Origin of the sequence: Aeromonas sp. s5 (genome assembly GCF_040907865.1) — a bacterium.
GTDB classification, from domain to species: domain Bacteria; phylum Pseudomonadota; class Gammaproteobacteria; order Enterobacterales; family Aeromonadaceae; genus Aeromonas; species Aeromonas dhakensis.
The window spans coordinates 74,165-93,827 of record NZ_JBFOCO010000031.1 but is presented as its reverse complement, the minus strand read 5'-3'; the positions used below and the strand labels follow the sequence as shown (position 1 = coordinate 93,827).

Genomic DNA, 19,663 nt, shown 5'->3' with positions numbered 1-19,663 from the left:
AAGCGTTCCGTCACTGGAACCTGGAGAAAAAAACCTAACCCCGTCTGGCATTGAGAAAACGAGCGGGGTCCACCTGACGACCATCTTTCAATACTTCGTAATGCAAATGGACCCCGGTCGCGCGACCGGTGCGTCCCATCAAGGCAATTTTCTGGCCCTCATCGACCAGGGTGCCCACTTCGACCAGCAACTTGGAGTTGTGGGCATAACGGGTCACCAGACCATTGCCGTGGTTGATCTCCACCATGTTCCCAAATTCCGGATGACGGCCCGCCCAGCTTACAACGCCTGGGCCCGTTGCCAGGATGGGGGTGCCGGGCTTGCCACGGAAATCCACCCCTTTGTGCATCTTGGCACGACCATTGAACGGATCGACCCGGCCACCGAAGCCAGAGGAGACCCAAACTCGCTCCTGCTTGACCGGTGTCCCGGAGATGAAACCGGCATCGGTTATATGGTGATTCATGATGAAAGATTCAAGTACCGACAGCTGCTCTTCACGACTGCTGAGCTGTTGGCTGAGATGCTTCATGGAGTCCTGCAGCTCGTTGAGGCTGACTTCCAGATCCGCATCATAGGAGGGACCGCCCATGGGGGGCAGCTCCTTGAAATTGAACTCCTCGGGGTCGAGGTCGGCTTTTTCGGTCAGCCGCTCTCCGAGTGCATTGAGTCGACCCAGCTGCCCCTGCATGGTGCCCACCTGGGCGGCCAGCATGGCAAGCTGTTCGCGGGCTTCGTCAGCCCCTTGCGTGGATTTTTGCTGTTCGGCCATGGCCAGCGCCACTTCCAGCGCGTCCATCTTTTGCTGCCAGCTCTGCCAGAGCCAGCCGCCCCCCAGGGCCAATACAGTGAAGAGGATACCGCCGACCCAAGCCAGACGTTGTTTGGGCAAGTGCAACCTGCGTCGCTGCTTACCGTGGAGGATCAGGGTAATGCTCATAGAAATCAGTCTGCTCGGTCAGGTGTGGCCATGGGCCGACACGGAAAATAAAACCGGGAGATAATCGGTATTACAGAATGGAGTAAACAAATGACGGAACGTCGGTGCGGAGAGAGGACCGACGTTCCGTTGCACGGCTATCAGGCCAGAACCAGACCGTTATCGTAGTAAGCGATAGGCGCTTTGTCGCCCTCACCCTCGAAGGTCACCAGTTCCCAGGCCTCCTGCTTGGCCAGCAAGGCACGCAGCAGTTTGTTGTTCAGGGCATGGCCGGTCTTGTAGGCACGAAATTCGCCAATGATGCTGCGATTGCACATGTACAGATCGCCAATCGCATCCAGCATCTTGTGTTTGACGAATTCGTCTTCGTAGCGCAGACCATCTTCGTTCAGTACCCGGTAGTCATCCAGCACCACGGCGTTTTCCAGGCTGCCGCCCAGCGCCAGGTTCTGGGAACGCAGGTACTCGATGTCACGCATGAAGCCGAAGGTACGGGCACGGCTGATCTCTTTCACGAAAGAGGCACCGGAGAAGTCCAGCACGCAACGCTGATTGCGACCTTCAAATACCGGATGCTGGAAGTCGATCTCGAGATCCATTTTGAAGCCGTTGCGATAGGGGTGGAATTCCGCCCACTTGTCGCCGTCTTCAACCCGGATGCTCTGCTTGATCCGCACAAACTGCTTGGGCGCATTCTGTTCACGGATACCGACTTCTTGCAGCAGGTAGATAAAGGGGTGCGCACTGCCGTCCATCACCGGGATCTCGGGCGCATCAACCTCGACATAGAGATTGTCGATGCCCATCCCGGCCAGTGCGGCAGAGAGGTGCTCAATGGTAGAGACACGGACACCGGCTTCGTTCACCAGAGCGGTACAAAGCACGGTATCACGCACCTGATCGGCATTGGCTGGCAGCTCTACCACAGGATTCAGATCGGTACGCAAGTAAACGATCCCTGTGTTAACAGGCGCCGGACGGAACGTCATTGTGACTTTCCGGCCCGAATGCAGGCCGACACCGGTGGCCTGGACACTCGTTTTCAAGGTTCTTTGTCTAATCATGGGCGTATCCGCTTAACAGCTCAAATTCCTGACCAGATGGTCGTGGGCAGGCCATCTTAGCACATTCCTTAAGCAACAAACAAACCAGCGTCATTAGAGGCTTAGTCAGCTTGCTTGCGCAGGAACGCAGGAATATCGAGATAATCCGGTTCGCGACGAGCTTGCGGCTCGGCGTTCACCACCTTGGCCGGCGCCTCTTCCATCACGCGAGACTGCAGGGCTTCGCTGATCAGGGGCTGACGGGCCGGACGTTCCTGCACCATGTTGTTCTTCACCAGGGTGATGTCGGGCTTGCGCTCGGCACCGATACCGGTGGCAACCACGGTCACCCGCAGTTCATCGTGCATTTCCGGGTCGATTACGGTACCCACCACCACGGTGGCGTTCTCGGAAGCGAAAGCCTTGACCGCGTTACCCACGGTTTCGAACTCTTCGATGGTCATGTCCATGCCGGCAGTGATGTTGACCAGGATGCCGCGGGCGCCGGCCAGATCCACGTCTTCCAGCAGCGGGCTGGAGATGGCCTTCTCGGCCGCTTCTTCGGCACGGTCATCACCGGAGGCGGAACCGGTACCCATCATGGCGGTACCCATCTCGCGCATCACGGTACGCACGTCCGCGAAGTCGACGTTGATCAGACCCGGACGGGTGATCAGCTCGGCAATGCCCTGTACCGCACCCAGCAGCACATCGTTGGCCGCCTTGAAGGCGTCCAGCAGGGAGATGCCACGACCCAGCACCTTCAGCAACTTGTCGTTGGGGATGGTGATCAGGGAGTCGACGTTCTTGGACAGCTCTTCGATACCGTGAGCGGCAAAGCCCATCCGTTTTTTCCCCTCGAAGGAGAACGGCTTGGTTACGACAGCAACTGTCAGGATACCCATCTCGCGGGCCACTTCGGCCACGATCGGGGCAGCACCGGTACCGGTACCACCGCCCATGCCGGCGGCGATGAACACCATGTCGGAGCCGGTCAGCAGCTCGCGCAGCGCTTCCCGATCTTCCATGGCCGCGTCACGACCCACTTCCGGGTTGGCCCCGGCACCCAGACCCTTGGTGATGCCACCGCCGATCTGCAGGGTTGTGTTGGCGCTGGAGTTGCGCAGCGCCTGGGCGTCGGTGTTGACGGTAATGAACTCGACACCTTCGATGTTTTGACGAACCATGTGTTCGACCGCGTTGCCGCCGCCGCCACCCACACCAATCACTTTGATGACGGCTTCGTCAGTGTGGCTATCCATAAATTCAAACATGTTGTCTCTCCGCTTTATTTGCCTGACTCAGCAAAATCTTTTAGAACTCGCCACGCAACCAGTTGCTGACCCGTTTGACCAGCCCACCTACGCTTGCCTTGGCGGCATATTCCTTGCTACTGCCGGTGGATTGATGGGTGCGGCCATACTGCAGCAACCCGACCGCGGTCGAGTACACAGGCGCCTGCACGTAATCACTCAATCCCCGGATATTCATGGGCTCCCCTACCCTGACCTGGCTCTGGAAGATCTGCTCTGCGCACTCCACAATGCCTTCGATCTGGGCAGCGCCGCCGGTCAAGACCACACCGGCTGCAAGCTGATGCTTGACCCCCTGCGCTTTCAATTCGCTTTGTACCCGCACCAGCTCATCATTCACCATGGAGAGCAACTCGGTGTAACGGGGCTCGATCACTTCGGCCAGTGTCTGCCGCTGCAGGCTGCGCGCCGGACGACCGCCGACACTGGGTACTTCAATATTGTCTTCCTTGCTGACCAGCCGGCCCAGAGCGCAGCCGTAGCGCACCTTGATCGCCTCCGCATCCAGCGGCGGAGTGCCGAAGGCGTAGGCGATGTCGCTGGTCACCGTGCTGCCGGCGTACGGGATCACCTTGGTGTGACGCAGGGCACCGCCTGTAAACAGCGACATGTCCATGGTGCCGCCACCGATGTCCACCACGCAGACACCCAGCTCTTTCTCGTCTTCGGTCAGCACGGCGTAGCTGGACGCCAGCGCGGAGAAGATCAACTGATCCACCCGCAGACCCACCTTCTCGACGCACTTCTCGATGTTGCGAGCCATGTCGTTGTGGCAAGTGATCAGGTGCACCTTGGCGGCCATCCGCACGCCGGACAGACCAACCGGGTTCTTGATCCCTTCCTGGTAGTCGATGGCGAACTCCTGGGGCAGCACGTGCAGCACCCGCAGCTCATCGGACAACCGAACCGACTTGGCGGTGTGGATGACGTTGTCCACGTCTTCCTGGGTCACCTCTTCATCTGAGATGGGCACCATGCCGGTTTCGTTGCGGCAGTCGATGTGCTTGCCGGACAACCCCAGATAGACGGAGCTGATCTGGCAGTCGGCCATCATCTCGGCCTCTTCCACCGCACGGCGCAGGGACTTGACCACGGAATCGAGATCGTTGACCCCGCCCTTGTCCATACCACGAGAGGCGTGACTGCCCATGCCGATGACATTGAGCTCACCGTCTGGCAGCACTTCGCCAACCAGAACCGCCACCTTGGTTGTGCCGATATCCAGTCCGACAATCAGATTTCTATCTGCGGTTTTGGTCATTCACTTTCTCTTCGTTCTTCTTCCAGCCAACTGCCATCCCGGTGTCGTATCGAAGATCCACGTAAGCAACCCGCTCACGGGGTTCGATGACCGGAAAGGCATCGATAAACCGCTGCAGTCGAAGCGCGATATCCGAGCGCCCCAAAAACAGCTGAATGTTGCCATCCAGGGTCAGTTCCCAGGCATGGCGAGGGGTCAGATTCACCCCCAGCAGCTTGTATCCTCTGGCCGCCAGCTGCGCCTCGTACTGACGGCTGGCCTCCAGCACCTTGACGGCCTGATCTTCCGGCCCGGACAGCTGCATCAGAGGGGTCTTCACCCTGTCCGGCGCACTGAACACCTCACCCTTGGTGTTGACGAAGCGGTTGCCGTTCCAGCGTGCCGCTACCGCCTGTTCGGTGAGGTAGACCTTGATCTTGTTGGGCCACTTCTTGCGTACCGAGACCTGGGCCACCCAAGGCAAGGCGTTCAACCGCGCCTGCAATTCGTTCACGTCCAACTCGAAGAAGTTGCGCAGTTCGGCGCCATCCAGCACGGCGCTGCGCAGTTCATCGGTTTGCAAATACTGGTGTTGCCCCTGCAGCAACAGCTCGCTCATGGGCAACCGATTGGCATCCGTCAGCCAATCTTTAACATCCAGCGCGGTCTGGTAGAGGCCCCACATGACCAGGAGGAAAAATCCCACCCCGGCGATGAAGCCTCCCTTGGTGCGCCCTTGTGCCCTTGCCTCCACCCGATCGATCCCCGTTTAACGCGCCATGCCGGCCCTTTGCAGGCCGGTTCGCCATTATATAGGCCCCGGCTTGGCGGTCAAAATACTCATTGGGCCCTCAGGCGCCGGATTTCATGCTCTCGATGCTCAATTTCATCTCGCCGAGACGCCGTGCCAGCGCCCCGACGTTCCCTGCCCCCTGGGTCAGCACCAGATCGCCCTCGCCGACCAGCCCGGCCAGTACCGCCGGCACATCGTCCGGCGTCGCGACAAAGATGGGTTCCAGACTGCCGCGGGAGCGGATGGAGCGGCACAGGGCGCGGCCATCGGCACCCGGAATAGGCTCTTCACCGGCGGCATAGACCTCCAGCATCACCAGCACGTCCACCTTGGAGAGCACGTCAGCGAAATCTTCATAGAGATCACGGGTACGGGTGTAGCGGTGCGGCTGGAACACCATCACCAGTCGCTTCTCGGGCCAGCCGGCGCGAGCGGCGTTGATGGTGACCTTGACCTCGCTCGGGTGGTGACCGTAGTCGTCCACCAGCATGGCCTTGCCGCGGCCGGTCTCGAACTCGCCATATTGCTGGAAGCGGCGACCCACCCCTTCAAACTTGGCCAGCGCCCGGATGATGGCATCATCGCCGATCCCGTCCTCGGTGGCGACCGCAATCGCCGCGGCGGCATTGAGGGCGTTGTGGATGCCCGGCAGATTGAGGGTCACCTCCAGCTCGCCGGCATCCTTGCGACGGACCCGGAAACGGCTGCGGTTGCTGGTCTGCACGAAGTCCAGCACCTGTACGTCGGCATCATCACTCAGGCCATAGGTGAGGGTGGGACGCGCGATCTCCGGCAGCATGCCGCGGATCACCGGGTCATCCACGCACACCACGGCCAGCCCGTAGAACGGCAGATTGTGCAAAAAGTCGATGAAGGTGGCCTTCAGCTTGGAGAAGTCGCCACCATAGGTGTCCATGTGATCCGCTTCAATGTTGGTCACGATGGAAACCATCGGCTGTAGATGCAGGAAGGAGGCGTCGCTCTCGTCCGCTTCGGCAATCAGATAGCGGCTGCTGCCCAGGCGGGCATTGGTGCCGGCGCTATTGAGCAGGCCACCGATGACGAAGGTCGGATCCCGGTCCGCTTCGGCATAGATGCTCGCCACCAGACTGGTGGTGGTGGTCTTGCCGTGGGTGCCGGCGATGGCGATGCCATGGCGGAAACGCATCAGCTCGGCCAGCATCTCGGCGCGGCGCACCACAGGAATGCGCAGCTCGCGGGCAGCCAGCAGCTCGGGGTTGTCCTGCTTGATGGCGGTAGAGACCACCACCACGCTCGCCTCGTTCACGTGCTCGGCACTGTGGCCCACGAAGATGTGGGCACCGAGGGACTCGAGCCGTTCGGTCACCGCATTGCGGGCCAGATCGGAGCCAGTCACCTGATAGCCTTCGTTGGCAAGGACTTCAGCGATACCGCCCATCCCGGCCCCACCGATGCCGATGAAGTGAATGCGACGCACGCGGCGCATTTCAGGGATAACGGTACGCAGTTTTGCCAGTTCAACCTTGGTCATAATCATCTCTCGCTCTGCCCGGTCGCCAGGCGTTTGCACTCATCGGCGACCCGCTCGGCGGCATCGATGATGGCGACGCGACGGGCGGCCTGGGCCATGTTCAATAGGGTTTCCCTGCGCCCGGCAAGCCAGGAGAGACGCGCGGCCAGCGAGGCCGTGGTCAGCTCGGATTGGGGCAGGAATTCAGCCGCACCGCCGTCGACCAGAGTCAGGGCATTGCGGGTCTGGTGATCATCCACCGCGTGGGGCAGCGGCACAAAGATGGCGGCAACCCCGGCGGCGGCGACTTCGGAGACGGTCAGCGCCCCGGCCCGGCACACCACCAGGTCTGCCCAGGCATAGGCACCGGCCATGTCCTTGATAAATTCACTCACCTCGGCCACCACGCCCTGCTTGGCGTAGGCCTCGGCCACTGCATCACGATTGCCCTTGCCGCACTGGTGACGCACCTCGATGGGTACCCCGGCCGCCGCCACCGCTGGCGGCACCTGCTCGTTGAGCACCCGGGCCCCCAGGCTGCCACCGACGATCAGCAGCCGCAGCGGCTCTGCACTGCTGCGCAGTTGCGGATCCGGCAGAGCCACCACCTCGGGACGCACCGGGTTGCCCACCACGGCGGTGCGACGACTCGGCGCAAAGGCGCCCGGGAAGGCCATCAGCACCCGCTTGGCGAGGCGAGCCAGCAGCTTGTTGGTCATGCCGGCCGCAGCATTCTGCTCATGGAGCAGCAACGGGATGCCGGACAGCCAGGCGGCCACGCCACCCGGACCGGAGGCAAAGCCACCCATGCCGAGCACCACGTCGGGGCGAATGGTCTTGAGCACCCGGCGCGCCTGCAGCACGGATTTGACGATGCGATAGGGGGCCGCCAGCAGCCGCTTGATGCCATTGCCACGCACCCCCTGGATATCAATGAAGGAGATGGGATAACCATGGGCAGGCACCAGCTCCGCCTCCATCCGGTCGGCGGTGCCGAGCCAGTGAATGGTCCAGCCCTGGGCCTTGAGGCGATCGGCCACGGCCAGACCGGGGAACACGTGGCCCCCGGTACCGCCTGCCATCACCAACAGCGTCTTGCTCACTAAACCTCCCGCACGCGCGCCTGGGCACTGGCCTGACGCAACTCGAAATCGATACGAATCAACATGCTCACCGCCACCATCATGATGATGAGGCTCGAACCACCATAACTGACCAGCGGCAGGGTCAGCCCCTTGGTCGGCATCATGCCGCTGGCGGCGCCGACGTTGACGAAGGTCTGGAAGCTGAACCAGATGCCGATGCCGATGGCCAGATAGCCTTCATACAGCCGCTCCGCCACCAGCGCCTGATGGCCCAGCTTGAGCGCCTTGACCGAGAGCGCGAAGATGAGGAAGAGCGCGCCCAGCACGCCCACATACCCCAGCTCTTCACCCAAGATCGCAAACACGAAGTCGGTGTGCGCCTCCGGCAGGTACTCCATCTTCTGGATGGAGTTGCCCAGCCCCTCGCCAAACCAGCTGCCACGACCGAAGGCCATCAGCGACTGGGTCAGCTGGTAGCCGCTGCCGAACGGATCGGCCCAGGGGTCGAGGAAGGAGGTGACCCGCCGCATCCGGTAGGGCTCGGCGATGATCAGGGTCACTACCGCGCTCACCCCCACCAGGATGAGGCCGATGAACTGCACCAGGCGGGCGCCAGCCAGGAACAGCATGCCCAGCGACGTCACGAACATCACCACCACAGAACCCAGGTCAGGCTGTGCCAGCAGCAGGATGGCCACCACGAACAGCACAGCCATCGGCTTCATGAAGCCGATGAAGCGCTCGCGCACCTCGCTCTGGCGGCGTACCAGGTAGCCGGCCAGATAGACAAACAGTGCCAGCTTGCCAAACTCGGCAGGCTGCAGGTTGAAGGGGCCGAGCGGCAACCAGCGCACCGAGCCGTTGACGCTGCGCCCCACCAGCAGCACCAGCACCAGCATGACGATGGCCAGCAGCAGCATGGGGCCGTTGTAGTGTTGCCAGCGGGCCATGGGCACCTGCAGTACGAACCAGGAGACCCCGAGCGCCATCAGCAAGAACAGGCCATGGCGCTTCACGAACATGAAGGGATCGTTGTTGATGGCGATCCCCTCCGGGATGGAGGCGGACGCAACTATCACCAGACCCACCGCCATCAGCGCCAGCGCCAGCACCACCAGTTGCCGGTCGTAGAGACCGGCAGGGCGTGCCGGCAACAGCCAGCGCTGCAGGAAGCCCGCTACTGTGCGCAGGGCGTTCATAAGGCCATCACCAGCTCGGTGAAACGATCACCGCGCGCTTCGAAAGACTTGAACTGGTCCAGGCTAGCGCAGGCGGGCGCCAGCAGCACCCAGTCGCCGGGCCTGGCATCGGCAGCCGCCTTGACGACCGCGGCATCGAGATCGGCAACCCGCTCGGTCTGCTCACCCAGTGCCAGCAGCACCTCGGCATCCTGGCCGAAGCAGTACATGTGATCGATCTGGCTGCCGAGCAGGGCTTGCACCGGGCCGAAATCCTGGCCCTTGCCCTGGCCGCCGGCCAGCAGCAGCAGACGGCCTTTCACCGATTCACGCACCCCGGCCACGGCGGCTAGGGTCGCCCCCACGTTGGTGGCCTTGGAGTCGTTGACCCAGCGCACCCCGTTCACCTCGCGCACGAAGCGGGCGCGGTGCGGCAACCCCTCGAAGCGGCGCAGCACGGCGAGCTGGGGCTCACGCGGAATGCCCACCGCATCGCACAGGGCCATGGCGGCCAGGGCGTTGGCCTGGTTGTGGGCACCGACGATCTTCATCTCGTCCACCGCCAGCAACGGCTCGCCGTGCAGGGTCAGCCACTGGCGCCCCTCCAATTCACAGCGGCCGTAACCGTTGCAATCGAGGCCGAAGCTCTGCCACACCTGACCCACGTCGGGCAGGGTCTGGGCATCGTCACGATTGACCAGAATGTGCTGGGAGTGCTGATGGATCTCCATCTTGGCGGCGCGGTAGTCGGCCATGCCCTGATAGCGATCCATATGATCTTCACTGAGGTTCAATACCACGGAAGCGGCAGCGCGCAGGCTGTGGGTGGTCTCCAGCTGGAAGCTGGAGAGCTCCAACACGCAGAGATCCATCGGCTGCTTGAGCAGCTCAAGCGCCGGCGTGCCTATGTTGCCACCCACCCCGACCTTGAGGCCGGCTTCGGCGATCATCTCGCCCACCAGGGTAGTGACAGTGCTCTTGCCGTTGGAGCCGGTGATGGCGATGACCGGCACTTCGGTGTCGCGCACGAACAGTTCGATGTCACCGACGATCTGCACCCCGCACTCGGCGGCGGCTTTCAGTTCGGGGGTGGCCAGCGCTATGCCCGGGCTCGCCACTATCATGTGTGCCTGCTTGAGCAGCTCGCCATCCAGCCCGTGAATGAGCTCCACCTCGGGTGGCAGCTGATCCTTGCCGGGCGGGTTGGCGCGGGTGTCCATCACCAGCGGCGTGACGCCACGGCCGAGGAAGTAGTCGACGCAGGAGAGTCCGGTTTTGCCGAGTCCGATGATGATGACCATGGCTTACCTCACCTTCAGGGTGGCAAGGCCGAGCAGCACCAGCATGAGGGTGATGATCCAGAAGCGCACGATGACGCGCGGCTCCGGCCAGCCCTTCTTCTCATAGTGGTGATGGATCGGCGCCATGCGGAAGATGCGCACGCCGCGCAGCTTGTAGGACCCCACCTGCAGGATCACCGAGACGGTCTCCATCACGAAGACCCCGCCCATGATCACCAGCAGGAACTCCTGACGTACCAGCACGGCGATGGTGCCGAGCGCGCCGCCCAGCGCCAGGGAGCCCACGTCCCCCATGAAGACCTGGGCCGGATAGGTGTTGAACCAGAGGAACCCCAGACCGGCGCCGACGATGGCGGTACAGACAATAACCAGCTCGGAGGTATAGGGCACGTAGGGAATGTGCAGGTAGCTGGCAAAATTGACGTTGCCGGTCGCCCAGGCGATGAAGGCGAAGCCCCCCGCCACCATCACGGTCGGCATGATGGCCAGACCGTCGAGGCCGTCGGTCAGGTTAACCGCGTTGGAGGTGCCGACGATGACGAAGTAGGTCAGTACGATGAACATCAGACCGAGCTGCGGCATCACGTCCTTGAGGAAGGGCACCACCAGCTGGGTCTGACCGTCGTGGGTGGCGGTGGCGTAGAGGAATACCGCCACCCCCAGTGCAACGGCGGATTGCCAGAAGTACTTCCAGCGGGCAATCAGGCCGTCGGTGTTCTTGCGCACCACCTTGAGGTAGTCATCGGCGAAGCCGATGGCGCCGTAGGCACCAAGCACGAACAGCACCAGCCACACATAAGGGTTGTCGAGACGGCACCAGAGCAGCACAGAGATGAAGATGGCGGCGATGATCATCAGGCCGCCCATGGTCGGGGTGCCTTTCTTGCTCAAGTGTGACTCGGGGCCGTCATTGCGGATCACCTGGCCGAATTTGAGGATCTGCAAGCGGCGGATGAGGCGCGGCCCCATCCAGAGCGCCACCACCAGGCCGGTGATGATCGACAGGATGGCGCGAAACGTCAGGTAGGAGAAGACGTTAAAGAAGGTGAAGTGCGGGGTGAGCAGTTCCGCCAGCCAGACTAGCATGTGGCTGACTCCTGACGGTCTTTGACCATCTCGACGATATCTTCCATGCGGGAGCCGCGGGCACCTTTGACCAGAATCGAAATTTCTTGATGTGTTTTTATCATTTGCGCAAGCACTTCAAACAACGACGCCTTGTTATCGAAATGTCGGCCAGCCGCGGCATCTGCGGTGTGGCGACTCTGTTCCCCTACGGTCAGCACGGCATCGAGGCCGCGCTCGCTGGCATGGCGTCCGACCCGGGCGTGCTGCTCGGCGGACTCCTCACCCAACTCCTTCATGTCACCGAACACCAGCACCTTGTAGCCGCTCATGGCGGTCAGGGCATCGATGCCCGCCAGCACGGACTCCACGCTGGCGTTGTAGGTGTCGTCCACCAGGGTGAGGCCACCCCAGCGCTGGACGCAGAAGCGGCCCTTGACCGGCGCCATCTGCTCGAGCCCGGCCTTGACCGAGGCGAGCGAGGCGCCGAGCGCCAGCGTGCCGGCGGCGGCGGCCAGGGCGTTCGCCACATTGTGGCGGCCCGGAATGGCCAGGGTCAGGCTCACCTCACCCTGCGGGGTCACCATGACGAACTCGGCACAACCCTGCTGATTGATCACAACGTTTCTGGCGTGGAACGGCTGACGCTGATCCTCGATGGAGAAGGCGCAGTGGATCCCGCGCGCCTGCCACTTCGGCCAGAACTCGTTGTCGGCGTTGACGATGGCTGTGCCACCTTCACCCAGGCCCTCAAAAATCTCGCTCTTGGCGTGGAACACCCCTTCCAGCGAGCCGAAGCCCTCCAGATGGGCGGCCGCCACGTTGTTGATAATGGCGGCATCGGGTTTGGCCAGCGAGGTGGTCCAGGCGATCTCGCCCGGGTGGTTGGCCCCCAGCTCCATCACCGCGAACCGGTGTTGTGGCTCGAGGCGCAGCAGGGTGAGCGGTACCCCCACCTCGTTGTTGAAGTTGCCGGCTGTGGCCAGCACTTCCCCTTCCTGGCGCAGAATGGCAGTCGCCATCTCCTTCACCGTGGTCTTGCCGCAGCTGCCGGTGATGGCCAGTACTTTCGGGTTGATGCGCTCGCGCACCAGCCGACCGAGGCGACCCAGCCCCTTGAGGGTATCGGCCACCACCAGCTGGGGGATCGCCAGCGGCAGTTCACGCTCCACCAGCAGGGCGGAGGCGCCGGCGGCCACGGCCTGGTCGCAGAAATCGTGGGCATCGAAGCGCTCGCCGCGCAGCGCCACGAACAGCGCGCCGGCACCCAGGGTACGGGTGTCGGTGCTGACAGCCGTGATCGCTTCGTCTTCACCAATCAGACGGGCATCGAGTACCTGCGCCAGCTCGGCAAGCCTGAGGGTCATCATGCGAATGACTCCAATAATGTGTGCAAGGCGGCCGCGACGGTTTCCCGGTCGCTGTAGTGCCGCTTGTCGGTTCCAATGATCTGATAATCCTCGTGGCCTTTACCGGCCACCAGGATGATGTCCTGTTTGTTTGCCTGGCTCAGCGCCAGATGGATCGCCTTGACCCTGTCGTGCTCGATCTGCACGGCGCCAGGATCGCGAAGACCCGCCACCATGTCGGCCATGATCCGGGCCGGCTCCTCGGTACGGGGGTTGTCGTCGGTCAGGATCACGCGATCCGCATGCAGCTCGGCCATGGCGGCCATCATGGGGCGCTTGCCGCGATCCCTGTCGCCGCCACATCCCACCAGGCACCAGAGCCGTCCTTCACAGTGCACCCGCAGGGCCTGCAGCGCCTTCTCCAGCGCATCCGGCGTGTGGGCATAATCGACCACGGCGAGCGGCGCCTTGCCGCCACCGAAACATTCCATGCGACCGGTCACCGGCTGCAGTTGCGGTGCGCTGGCCAGCAACTCGTCGAAGTCATAGCCGAGCACCAGCATGGCGCCCATCGCGGCCAGCACATTGCTGACGTTGAAGCGCCCGAGCAAGGGGGCGGATAATACACCATTCCCCCAACTGGAGTTAATCTGCGTGCGAAAACCTTGCTGGTGGAAATGGGGGTCTTGCGCCGTCAGCTGTCGCCCCGGGTGATTGGCCACCGGGCCGTGCACGCTGAATGCCACCGCGGCCGGATAAGCGGCCAGCCACTGGCGACCCAGGCGGTCATCGGCATTGAGCACGGCGCGAGGTTCTGCCACCAGTTTCAGCAGCTCTTCCTTGGCGGCGCCATAAGCCTCCATGGTGCCGTGATAGTCCAGGTGATCCCGGCTCAGGTTGGTGAACACGGCAGCGGCAAACGGCAGGGCAGCCACGCGATGCTGCACCAGACCGTGGCTGGAAACCTCCATCGCCACCAGATCCGCCCCCTGCGCCTGCAGGGCGGCCAGATTGGCTTGTACCTGCAGCGCGCTGCCGGTGGTGTTTTCAGCTTCGATGAGATCGCCGAACAGGCCGTTGCCGATCGTGCCCATCACCCCGGCCTTGCCCCCCAGCAGGGTGCGCCAGTTGGCGACCAGCAGTGCCGTGGTGCTCTTGCCATTGGTGCCAGTGATGCCCACCAGCTCCAGCTTGCTGGCCGGCTGGTCGTAGAAATAGCCGGCCAGCTCGGAGAGGCGGGCCGGCAGGTTGGGCACGCCGATGCAGGGCACGGCCAGCGTTGGTGCCACGAATTCCCCGTCCTCTTCAAACAGTACGGCGGTCGCTCCCTGAGCCACCGCCTGTTCGATAAACCGTCTGCCATCCACCTGATGCCCGCGAATCGCCACGAAGAGACAACCGGGCCCGACGCGCCGACTGTCCAGCTGGATGTCGGTGAGTGCGAGCGCCGGGGCAGTAATGCCAAAGGGGCGCATCAGCTGATCAAGTGCGCGGGACAACATTGGAAGCCTCCGTACGGGCAAGTTTGGTGGGTACCGCTGGCGGCACCGCGTCGGGACGAATATTGAAGAGTTGCAGCACCCCGCCCATGGCTTCGGCAAACGGCGGGGTCGCCACGGCGCCACCGTAGTAGGCATCACCCTTGGGCTCGTTGATCACCACCACCATGACGAAGCGCGGGTTGCTGGCCGGGGCGAAGCCGGCGAACCAGGCCATGTAATCCTTGCCGTAGCCGCCGGCCACGGCGACCTTGGCGGTACCACTCTTGCCACCGACCCGGTAGCCCGGGATCTTGGCTTTCGGAATGGCATTGTCGACCACATACTCCAGCGCCTGCAGCATGGCGGTGGCGTTGTTGTGGTCGATGACCTGCTCACCCTTGGGCGGCTCGCTCACCTTGACGATGGAGATGGGCACCCGCTTGCCCTTGTTGGCCAGGGTGGCATAGGCGGAGGCCAGCTGCAGCGGGGTCACCCGCAGGCCATAGCCGAACGACAGAGTGGCCCGTTCGATATCGGACCAGCGCCGGCGCTGGGGCAGCATGCCGCTGCTCTCGCCCATCAGGCCGCTGCCGGTATCCATCCCGAAGCCCACCATGCTGAGGGTGTTGATCATCTCCTGGGCCGGCATCCGCAGTGCGATACGCGACATGCCGATGTTGGAGGAGTAGCGCAGGATGTCGTACAGGTTGGTCGCCTTGTGAATACTCACGTCGCGGATCTGCTTGGCCCCGATGAACAGGGGGCCGCCCTGGATGGTGTCCTTCCAGCTGGTGACGCCGGCCTGCAGGGCACTCAGCAGGATCAGGGGTTTGACGGTCGAACCCGGTTCATAGGTGTCGGTCACCACCCGGTTGCGCACCCGGAAACTCTGGTACTGACCGCGATTGTTGGGGTTGTAGGAGGGGGTGTTGACCATGGCGAGCACCTCGCCGGTCTTCACGTCCAGCATCACCATGGAGCCGGAGGTCGCCTTGTTCTCGTCGGTGGCCCGCTTGAGTGCCCGGTAGGCCAGCGCCTGTACCCGCTGATCGATGCTCAGCTGCAGATCGTTGGCGTTCTTGCCCTCTTTCACCAGCCCGAGCCGCTCGATGACCCGACCCTGCCGGTCCTTGCGCACCCGCATCTCGCCCGGGGTCGCGGTCAGCCATTCGTCATAGCTGCGCTCGATCCCCTCGATGCCATGCCCATCGATGTTGGTCACCCCTACCAGATGGGCGCTGATCTCGCCGGTCGGATAGAAACGGCGCGACTCCGGACGCAGGTAGATGCCGCCCAGCTTGAGCCCCTTGATGTACTCGGACACCGCCGGCGTCACCTGTCGCTGCAGGTAGACGAAGCGCTTGCTCGGGTTGGAGATACGGTGCTTGAGGGTGTTGATGTCGAGCTTGAGCACGGCGGAGAGCGCCATCCAGGCACGTTCGTTGTGGATGGCACCAGACTCGTGCACCGTCTTGGGATCGGCCCACACCGCTTCGACCGGTACCGACACCGCCAGCTGTTCGCCATTGCGATCGGTGATCATGCCACGCACCGCCTGGGTGGAGGTAGTGCGCAGCGAGCGCATGTCCCCCTCCTGACGCAGCCTGTCCGGGTCGATCACCTGGATCCAGGCCAGCCGCAGGATCAAGCCTGCAAACGCAATGCCGATGAAAAACACCAGCGTGCGAAAGCGCCACGGATAGAGTGACGGGGCTTTGACCTTGGGTTGGGCCTTGGCGGATGCCTTGCGTTTCATGGTTGTGTAATTACCTTCTCGGTGGTCACCAGCGGGCGAGCCATCTGCAACTTGTCCATGGCCAGACTCGCGACCCGGGAGTGCTCTGCCAGCGTGCCCTGCTCCAGCAGCAGGTGGCGCCACTCGATGTTGAGCCTGTCCTCCTCCGCCATCAGGTCATTCTGTTTGGCGGTGAGGCCGCGGGTCATGTTGGTCACCAGGATCACGGCAAAGGCGGTGATCAGCACGGCGATGGCCAGCACCACCTGCAGCTTGTGCCGCCAGAGATCGCCGAGGATCTCCCTGGCCAGATGAACACGCACCTCGCTCATGGCTTACTCCGCCAGCCGCTGGGCCACCCGCAGCACCGAGCTGCGTGACCGGCTGTTTTCGTTGACTTCATGCTCGGAAGGCTTGAGCGCCTTGCCGACCGATTTCAGTTTGCGACCGCCGGCCAGCTGGGCCTCGGTCAGCGGAATGCCGTGCGGCACTTCCGGGCCTTTCTCGTGTTTGCGGATGAAGTGCTTCACCAGCCGGTCTTCCAGCGAGTGGAAGCTGATGACGGAGAGACGCCCTTCCGGCGCCAGCACCTGCAGCGCGCCGTTGAGCGCGGTTTCGATCTCGTCCAGTTCGCTGTTGATGTAGATGCGGATGGCCTGGAAGCTGCGGGTCGCCGCGTGCTTGCCCTTTTCCTTGCTCGGATTGACCCGGGCGATCATCTCCGCCAGCTGGCGGGTGCGGACATAGGGCTCGGTGACCCGATCATGCACGATGGCGCGGGCAATCTTCTTGGCAAAGCGCTCCTCGCCGAAGGTCTTCAGTACCCAGGCGATGTCGTCCACGTCGGCCCTGGCCAGCCATTCGGCGGCGCTCTGACCGGAAGTGGGATCCATCCGCATGTCGAGCGGGCCGTCCTTCATGAAGCTGAAACCGCGCTCGGCATCGTCCAGCTGGGGGGAAGAAACCCCCAGATCCAGCAGGAAGCCGTCGACCTTGCCCAGCAGGCCGCGCTCACTCAGGTAGGTGGTGATGCCGGAGAAGGGGCCGTGCACGATCTCGAAACGCGGATCCTGGATCTTGGCCGCTTCGGCGATGGCCTGGGGATCCCGATCGATGGCGATCAGACGGCCATTGGGGCCCAGCTGCTGCAGGATAAGGCGCGAGTGACCGCCCCGGCCAAACGTACCGTCGACGTAGATGCCGTCCGGCTTGATGGCCAGCCCTTCGACGGCTTCGTGCAGCAGCACTGTGATGTGTTCAGCGGCTTGGGTCATTTATAAAGAGAAATCCTGTAGTCGTGGCGAGCTTGCCCAGTCATCCTCGGGCAGGCCCTGAATGTCGTCATTGACCTGTTGTTGCCAGCGGGCTTCATCCCACAGCTCAAATTTGTTGAGCTGGCCCACCAGCATGATTTTCTTGTCCAGCCCCGCGTGGCTGCGCAGTGGCTGGCTGAGCAGCAGACGGCCATTGCCGTCCAGCTCGCATTCGGTCGCATGCCCGAGCAACAACCGCTGCAGGCGGCGTTCAAGGGGATTCATGCTGGAGAGGGTCTTGAGCTTGCGCTCGATCTCTTCCCATTCGTTCAGGGGGTAAAGCAGCAGACAGGGGTGAGCAATATCGATGGTGCAGACCAGCTGGCCCTCGCTCTCGTCGCGCAGCCAATCACGGTACTTGGTCGGAATCGCCAATCGCCCCTTGCTGTCCAGGCTGATGGCATGCGCACCACGCAACAAATTGCAGTCCCTGAAAATGAGTTAAAGGGGGCAAACCGCCCGATAAAAACCACTTTGATCCACTTTTCCCCACCTTGAAGTTTAAGGACGTGCAGAGGGCTTTTCAAGCGAGGATCTCGGGCATGGGGAACATATTGACGCAGCATTTTCGCAGCGAGGATTAAATGAGTTGATTTTCCACAACTTATTTACGAGAAGGCACTGTTGATTAATTAACGGCCAGTATGAAGACCGCTCTAATCAGGGGGAAATAATGAAGCGATAGAGTACCACGGTACACAGGATGATGCTGACCCCAACCACGGGGTAGATGATATAACCGTCACCAGCCCGGCGAGCTCGCAGGCATACCAACTGGCAAAGCAGAAGATTGTAGATAATCAGCAGGAAGGTCAGCAGGATATTGACGCCAAATGCCAGTTCCCCGGCATGCATGACATAAAGCCCCATCAATACAAAATTGGCGAGAATCAAATACAGTAGAAACTTCTGGAGTGCCTTGCCCGCTTTTGGGGTCTTTTTTACTCGTGCTATCATGCTTATCACGTCCTGGATTCCACATGAACAGTCGACAAAAATTATCGAAAACTGTTGAGATACATCATGTTTTTATTCTCTAATGCTATTTGCCTCCCCCTCATATCATGAGTCGCTCTCTCGGTTGGCTAGTTAGCGTTCTATTACTGACCTCTCCCTATTGTTATTCTTATCATAACTATCACTGGCAGGCTGGTTTTCCTACCCCAATTCAGGGAAAAGGAGCCGAACTGGTCACTCAGCAAACACAGTTTCTGTTGAAGCAACGCGATCACCTGCAAAGACGACTGACACAGTCCCAGCCCATGATCCGCTGGGTTGCAGATCAGGTCAGCGCTCGCAAGTTGCCCCGTATGCTGGCCTTTTTACCACTGATAGAGAGCAGTTATCGGCTAGATGTGATATCGGCAGCAGGCGCTGCTGGCCCTTGGCAACTGATGCCCGATACAGCTGCACGCTTTTCCATTCCTATGCAACCGGGCTTTGATGGGCGCTATTCGCTACCGCTTGCTACCGATGCGGCTCTCTCCTATCTCGGCTGGCTTCATCAGTTTTTCGGCCAGGACTGGCTGCTGGCACTGGCAGCCTATAACGCAGGAGAAGGGAGAGTCTTGAAAGCGGTACTCGATGCAGGCACCCGAAATATATGGGAGCTGCAACTGCCTATGGAAACACGCCTGTATGTGGCGCGCTTTATTGCCTTGGCACAGTTGCTTGACCGGTCGGAACAGCACCAGATCACCCTACCCTCCTGGCAAGCAGGGGAAAATATTCAGGTTGCCATACACCCTGGCAGTTGTTCCCTGTTGCAATGGGCCATGGCAAAGGGGGTCACGATGAATGAAGCAAGCCGCTGGAATCCGGCATGGCAGCTTCCCGATGCCCCCGGGGTCACCAACTGTCCCATCGTCTACAGCCGGGGAGGTTCTCCTGCACCGACACACCAAAACAGCAAGCAGGTGTTTTACAAGGCAGTGTCGCTGGAAGGTTTGCACGACCCTCTGCTGCTGCAGGCAGCAAGAGGGCTGGATATGAGCAAGGGTTCGGTCAGGCTGGAGGCGTTGCAGGATCCACTGGGATTGGAGACGAAACGCCCGCCTCTGGTACCATGAAACAGTGTCGCCAGTGACTCAATACCGGTGATAAATCGACTGACTCGGGCTCCGACCAGCGGGCACCATAAAAACTCAGATACTGTCCGATGGGGCGACGATGGGTGATGTGGCAATCAAGCACAATTCGTGGCGAGAGCGATAAGGCAACTATTTCGGGCAAGACAAAACGGGCCGGCGCAAGAAAACCTACCCCACCGGGACCAATGTCCTTGATCACGGCTCTGCCGATACTCTTGTCAAACAACAAACCCGATACCAGCAAC

General features: G+C 61.7%; 18 protein-coding genes. 1 reads left to right on the top strand and 17 read right to left on the bottom strand.

Annotated elements, in window-relative coordinates; translation table 11 throughout:
• Positions 1–34: 34 nt before the first annotated feature.
• The 17 genes from AB5Y94_RS17285 to AB5Y94_RS17205 all read right to left on the bottom strand — a co-directional run bounded on the left by AB5Y94_RS17285 (position 35) and on the right by AB5Y94_RS17205 (position 18,285).
• A complete protein-coding gene (locus AB5Y94_RS17285; RefSeq protein WP_005305673.1) occupies positions 35–940 on the bottom strand; it encodes a M23 family metallopeptidase in 906 nt (301 codons plus the stop codon).
• 140 nt (positions 941–1,080) lie between these two features.
• Entirely contained in the window at positions 1,081–2,004 is a 924-nt protein-coding gene (gene lpxC, locus AB5Y94_RS17280) for a UDP-3-O-acyl-N-acetylglucosamine deacetylase (RefSeq protein ID WP_011707578.1), read from the bottom strand.
• 101 nt (positions 2,005–2,105) lie between these two features.
• Positions 2,106–3,257 (bottom strand): cell division protein FtsZ, encoded by a 1,152-nt coding sequence (ftsZ, locus tag AB5Y94_RS17275; RefSeq protein WP_005305686.1) that lies wholly within the window; start codon positions 3,255–3,257, stop codon positions 2,106–2,108.
• Positions 3,258–3,297: 40 nt separating this feature from the next.
• A complete protein-coding gene (gene ftsA / locus AB5Y94_RS17270) occupies positions 3,298–4,557 on the bottom strand; it encodes a cell division protein FtsA (protein WP_005305690.1) in 1,260 nt (419 codons plus the stop codon).
• Positions 4,538–5,290 (bottom strand): cell division protein FtsQ/DivIB, encoded by a 753-nt coding sequence (locus AB5Y94_RS17265; protein ID WP_005305694.1) that lies wholly within the window; start codon positions 5,288–5,290, stop codon positions 4,538–4,540. The genes ftsA and AB5Y94_RS17265 overlap by 20 nt, the downstream gene beginning before the upstream one ends.
• Positions 5,291–5,387: 97 nt before the next feature.
• Positions 5,388–6,842, bottom strand: a complete 1,455-nt coding sequence (murC, locus tag AB5Y94_RS17260) for a UDP-N-acetylmuramate--L-alanine ligase (RefSeq protein ID WP_099359803.1) — start codon at positions 6,840–6,842, stop codon at positions 5,388–5,390.
• A 2-nt stretch (positions 6,843–6,844) separates the two neighbouring features.
• Positions 6,845–7,924 carry an undecaprenyldiphospho-muramoylpentapeptide beta-N-acetylglucosaminyltransferase gene (gene murG, locus AB5Y94_RS17255; RefSeq protein WP_279485216.1) on the bottom strand — a complete coding sequence of 360 codons (1,080 nt, stop codon included), beginning with the start codon at positions 7,922–7,924 and terminating at the stop codon, positions 6,845–6,847.
• The gene (gene ftsW, locus AB5Y94_RS17250; protein WP_010635948.1) at positions 7,924–9,105 is read right to left on the bottom strand and encodes a cell division protein FtsW; all 1,182 of its coding nucleotides are present in this window, start codon (positions 9,103–9,105) and stop codon (positions 7,924–7,926) included. The genes murG and ftsW overlap by 1 nt, the downstream gene beginning before the upstream one ends.
• Complete coding sequence (gene murD, locus AB5Y94_RS17245) at positions 9,102–10,385, bottom strand: UDP-N-acetylmuramoyl-L-alanine--D-glutamate ligase (RefSeq protein WP_368206218.1); 1,284 nt, start codon at positions 10,383–10,385, stop codon at positions 9,102–9,104. The genes ftsW and murD overlap by 4 nt, the downstream gene beginning before the upstream one ends.
• Positions 10,386–10,388: 3 nt before the next feature.
• Complete coding sequence (mraY, locus tag AB5Y94_RS17240) at positions 10,389–11,471, bottom strand: phospho-N-acetylmuramoyl-pentapeptide-transferase (RefSeq protein ID WP_005305710.1); 1,083 nt, start codon at positions 11,469–11,471, stop codon at positions 10,389–10,391.
• Positions 11,465–12,820, bottom strand: coding sequence for a UDP-N-acetylmuramoyl-tripeptide--D-alanyl-D-alanine ligase (gene murF, locus AB5Y94_RS17235; RefSeq protein WP_211030445.1), 1,356 nt, complete (start codon positions 12,818–12,820; stop codon positions 11,465–11,467). The genes mraY and murF overlap by 7 nt, the downstream gene beginning before the upstream one ends.
• Complete coding sequence (murE, locus tag AB5Y94_RS17230; RefSeq protein WP_368206217.1) at positions 12,817–14,301, bottom strand: UDP-N-acetylmuramoyl-L-alanyl-D-glutamate--2,6-diaminopimelate ligase; 1,485 nt, start codon at positions 14,299–14,301, stop codon at positions 12,817–12,819. Before murE ends, murF begins: the two co-directional genes overlap by 4 nt.
• Positions 14,282–16,036, bottom strand: coding sequence for a peptidoglycan glycosyltransferase FtsI (locus AB5Y94_RS17225; protein ID WP_005305719.1), 1,755 nt, complete (start codon positions 16,034–16,036; stop codon positions 14,282–14,284). The genes murE and AB5Y94_RS17225 overlap by 20 nt, the downstream gene beginning before the upstream one ends.
• Positions 16,033–16,347 (bottom strand): cell division protein FtsL, encoded by a 315-nt coding sequence (ftsL, locus tag AB5Y94_RS17220; RefSeq protein WP_005305726.1) that lies wholly within the window; start codon positions 16,345–16,347, stop codon positions 16,033–16,035. Before ftsL ends, AB5Y94_RS17225 begins: the two co-directional genes overlap by 4 nt.
• Positions 16,348–16,350: 3 nt before the next feature.
• On the bottom strand, positions 16,351–17,289 hold the full coding sequence (gene rsmH, locus AB5Y94_RS17215; RefSeq protein WP_010635944.1) for a 16S rRNA (cytosine(1402)-N(4))-methyltransferase RsmH: 939 nt from the start codon (positions 17,287–17,289) through the stop codon (positions 16,351–16,353).
• Positions 17,290–17,748: a division/cell wall cluster transcriptional repressor MraZ gene (gene mraZ, locus AB5Y94_RS17210; RefSeq protein WP_005305730.1), complete on the bottom strand. Its 459-nt coding sequence runs from the start codon at positions 17,746–17,748 to the stop codon at positions 17,290–17,292. It abuts the gene before it with no gap.
• A 240-nt stretch (positions 17,749–17,988) separates the two neighbouring features.
• A complete protein-coding gene (locus AB5Y94_RS17205; RefSeq protein WP_005305733.1) occupies positions 17,989–18,285 on the bottom strand; it encodes a hypothetical protein in 297 nt (98 codons plus the stop codon).
• A 257-nt stretch (positions 18,286–18,542) separates the two neighbouring features.
• On the opposite strand from AB5Y94_RS17205, the gene AB5Y94_RS17200 reads away from it, so the two are divergent.
• Positions 18,543–19,397 carry a lytic transglycosylase domain-containing protein gene (locus tag AB5Y94_RS17200; RefSeq protein ID WP_042049848.1) on the top strand — a complete coding sequence of 285 codons (855 nt, stop codon included), beginning with the start codon at positions 18,543–18,545 and terminating at the stop codon, positions 19,395–19,397.
• Positions 19,398–19,663: the final 266 nt, after the last annotated feature.

Excerpts from the sequence above, each read along its gene's own strand:
- AB5Y94_RS17225 (WP_005305719.1), bottom strand. The coding sequence starts at position 16,036 with ATGAAACGCAAGGCATCCGCCAAGGCCCAACCCAAGGTCAAAGCCCCG.
- murE (WP_368206217.1), bottom strand. The coding sequence starts at position 14,301 with ATGTTGTCCCGCGCACTTGATCAGCTGATGCGCCCCTTTGGCATTACT.
- murD (WP_368206218.1), bottom strand. The coding sequence starts at position 10,385 with ATGGTCATCATCATCGGACTCGGCAAAACCGGACTCTCCTGCGTCGAC.
- ftsW (WP_010635948.1), bottom strand. The coding sequence starts at position 9,105 with ATGAACGCCCTGCGCACAGTAGCGGGCTTCCTGCAGCGCTGGCTGTTG.
- AB5Y94_RS17205 (WP_005305733.1), bottom strand. The coding sequence starts at position 18,285 with ATGATAGCACGAGTAAAAAAGACCCCAAAAGCGGGCAAGGCACTCCAG.
- mraY (WP_005305710.1), bottom strand. The coding sequence starts at position 11,471 with ATGCTAGTCTGGCTGGCGGAACTGCTCACCCCGCACTTCACCTTCTTT.
- lpxC (WP_011707578.1), bottom strand. The coding sequence starts at position 2,004 with ATGATTAGACAAAGAACCTTGAAAACGAGTGTCCAGGCCACCGGTGTC.
- ftsL (WP_005305726.1), bottom strand. The coding sequence starts at position 16,347 with ATGAGCGAGGTGCGTGTTCATCTGGCCAGGGAGATCCTCGGCGATCTC.
- ftsZ (WP_005305686.1), bottom strand. The coding sequence starts at position 3,257 with ATGTTTGAATTTATGGATAGCCACACTGACGAAGCCGTCATCAAAGTG.
- ftsA (WP_005305690.1), bottom strand. The coding sequence starts at position 4,557 with ATGACCAAAACCGCAGATAGAAATCTGATTGTCGGACTGGATATCGGC.
- murC (WP_099359803.1), bottom strand. The coding sequence starts at position 6,842 with ATGACCAAGGTTGAACTGGCAAAACTGCGTACCGTTATCCCTGAAATG.
- murF (WP_211030445.1), bottom strand. The coding sequence starts at position 12,820 with ATGATGACCCTCAGGCTTGCCGAGCTGGCGCAGGTACTCGATGCCCGT.
- rsmH (WP_010635944.1), bottom strand. The coding sequence starts at position 17,289 with ATGACCCAAGCCGCTGAACACATCACAGTGCTGCTGCACGAAGCCGTC.
- AB5Y94_RS17285 (WP_005305673.1), bottom strand. The coding sequence starts at position 940 with ATGAGCATTACCCTGATCCTCCACGGTAAGCAGCGACGCAGGTTGCAC.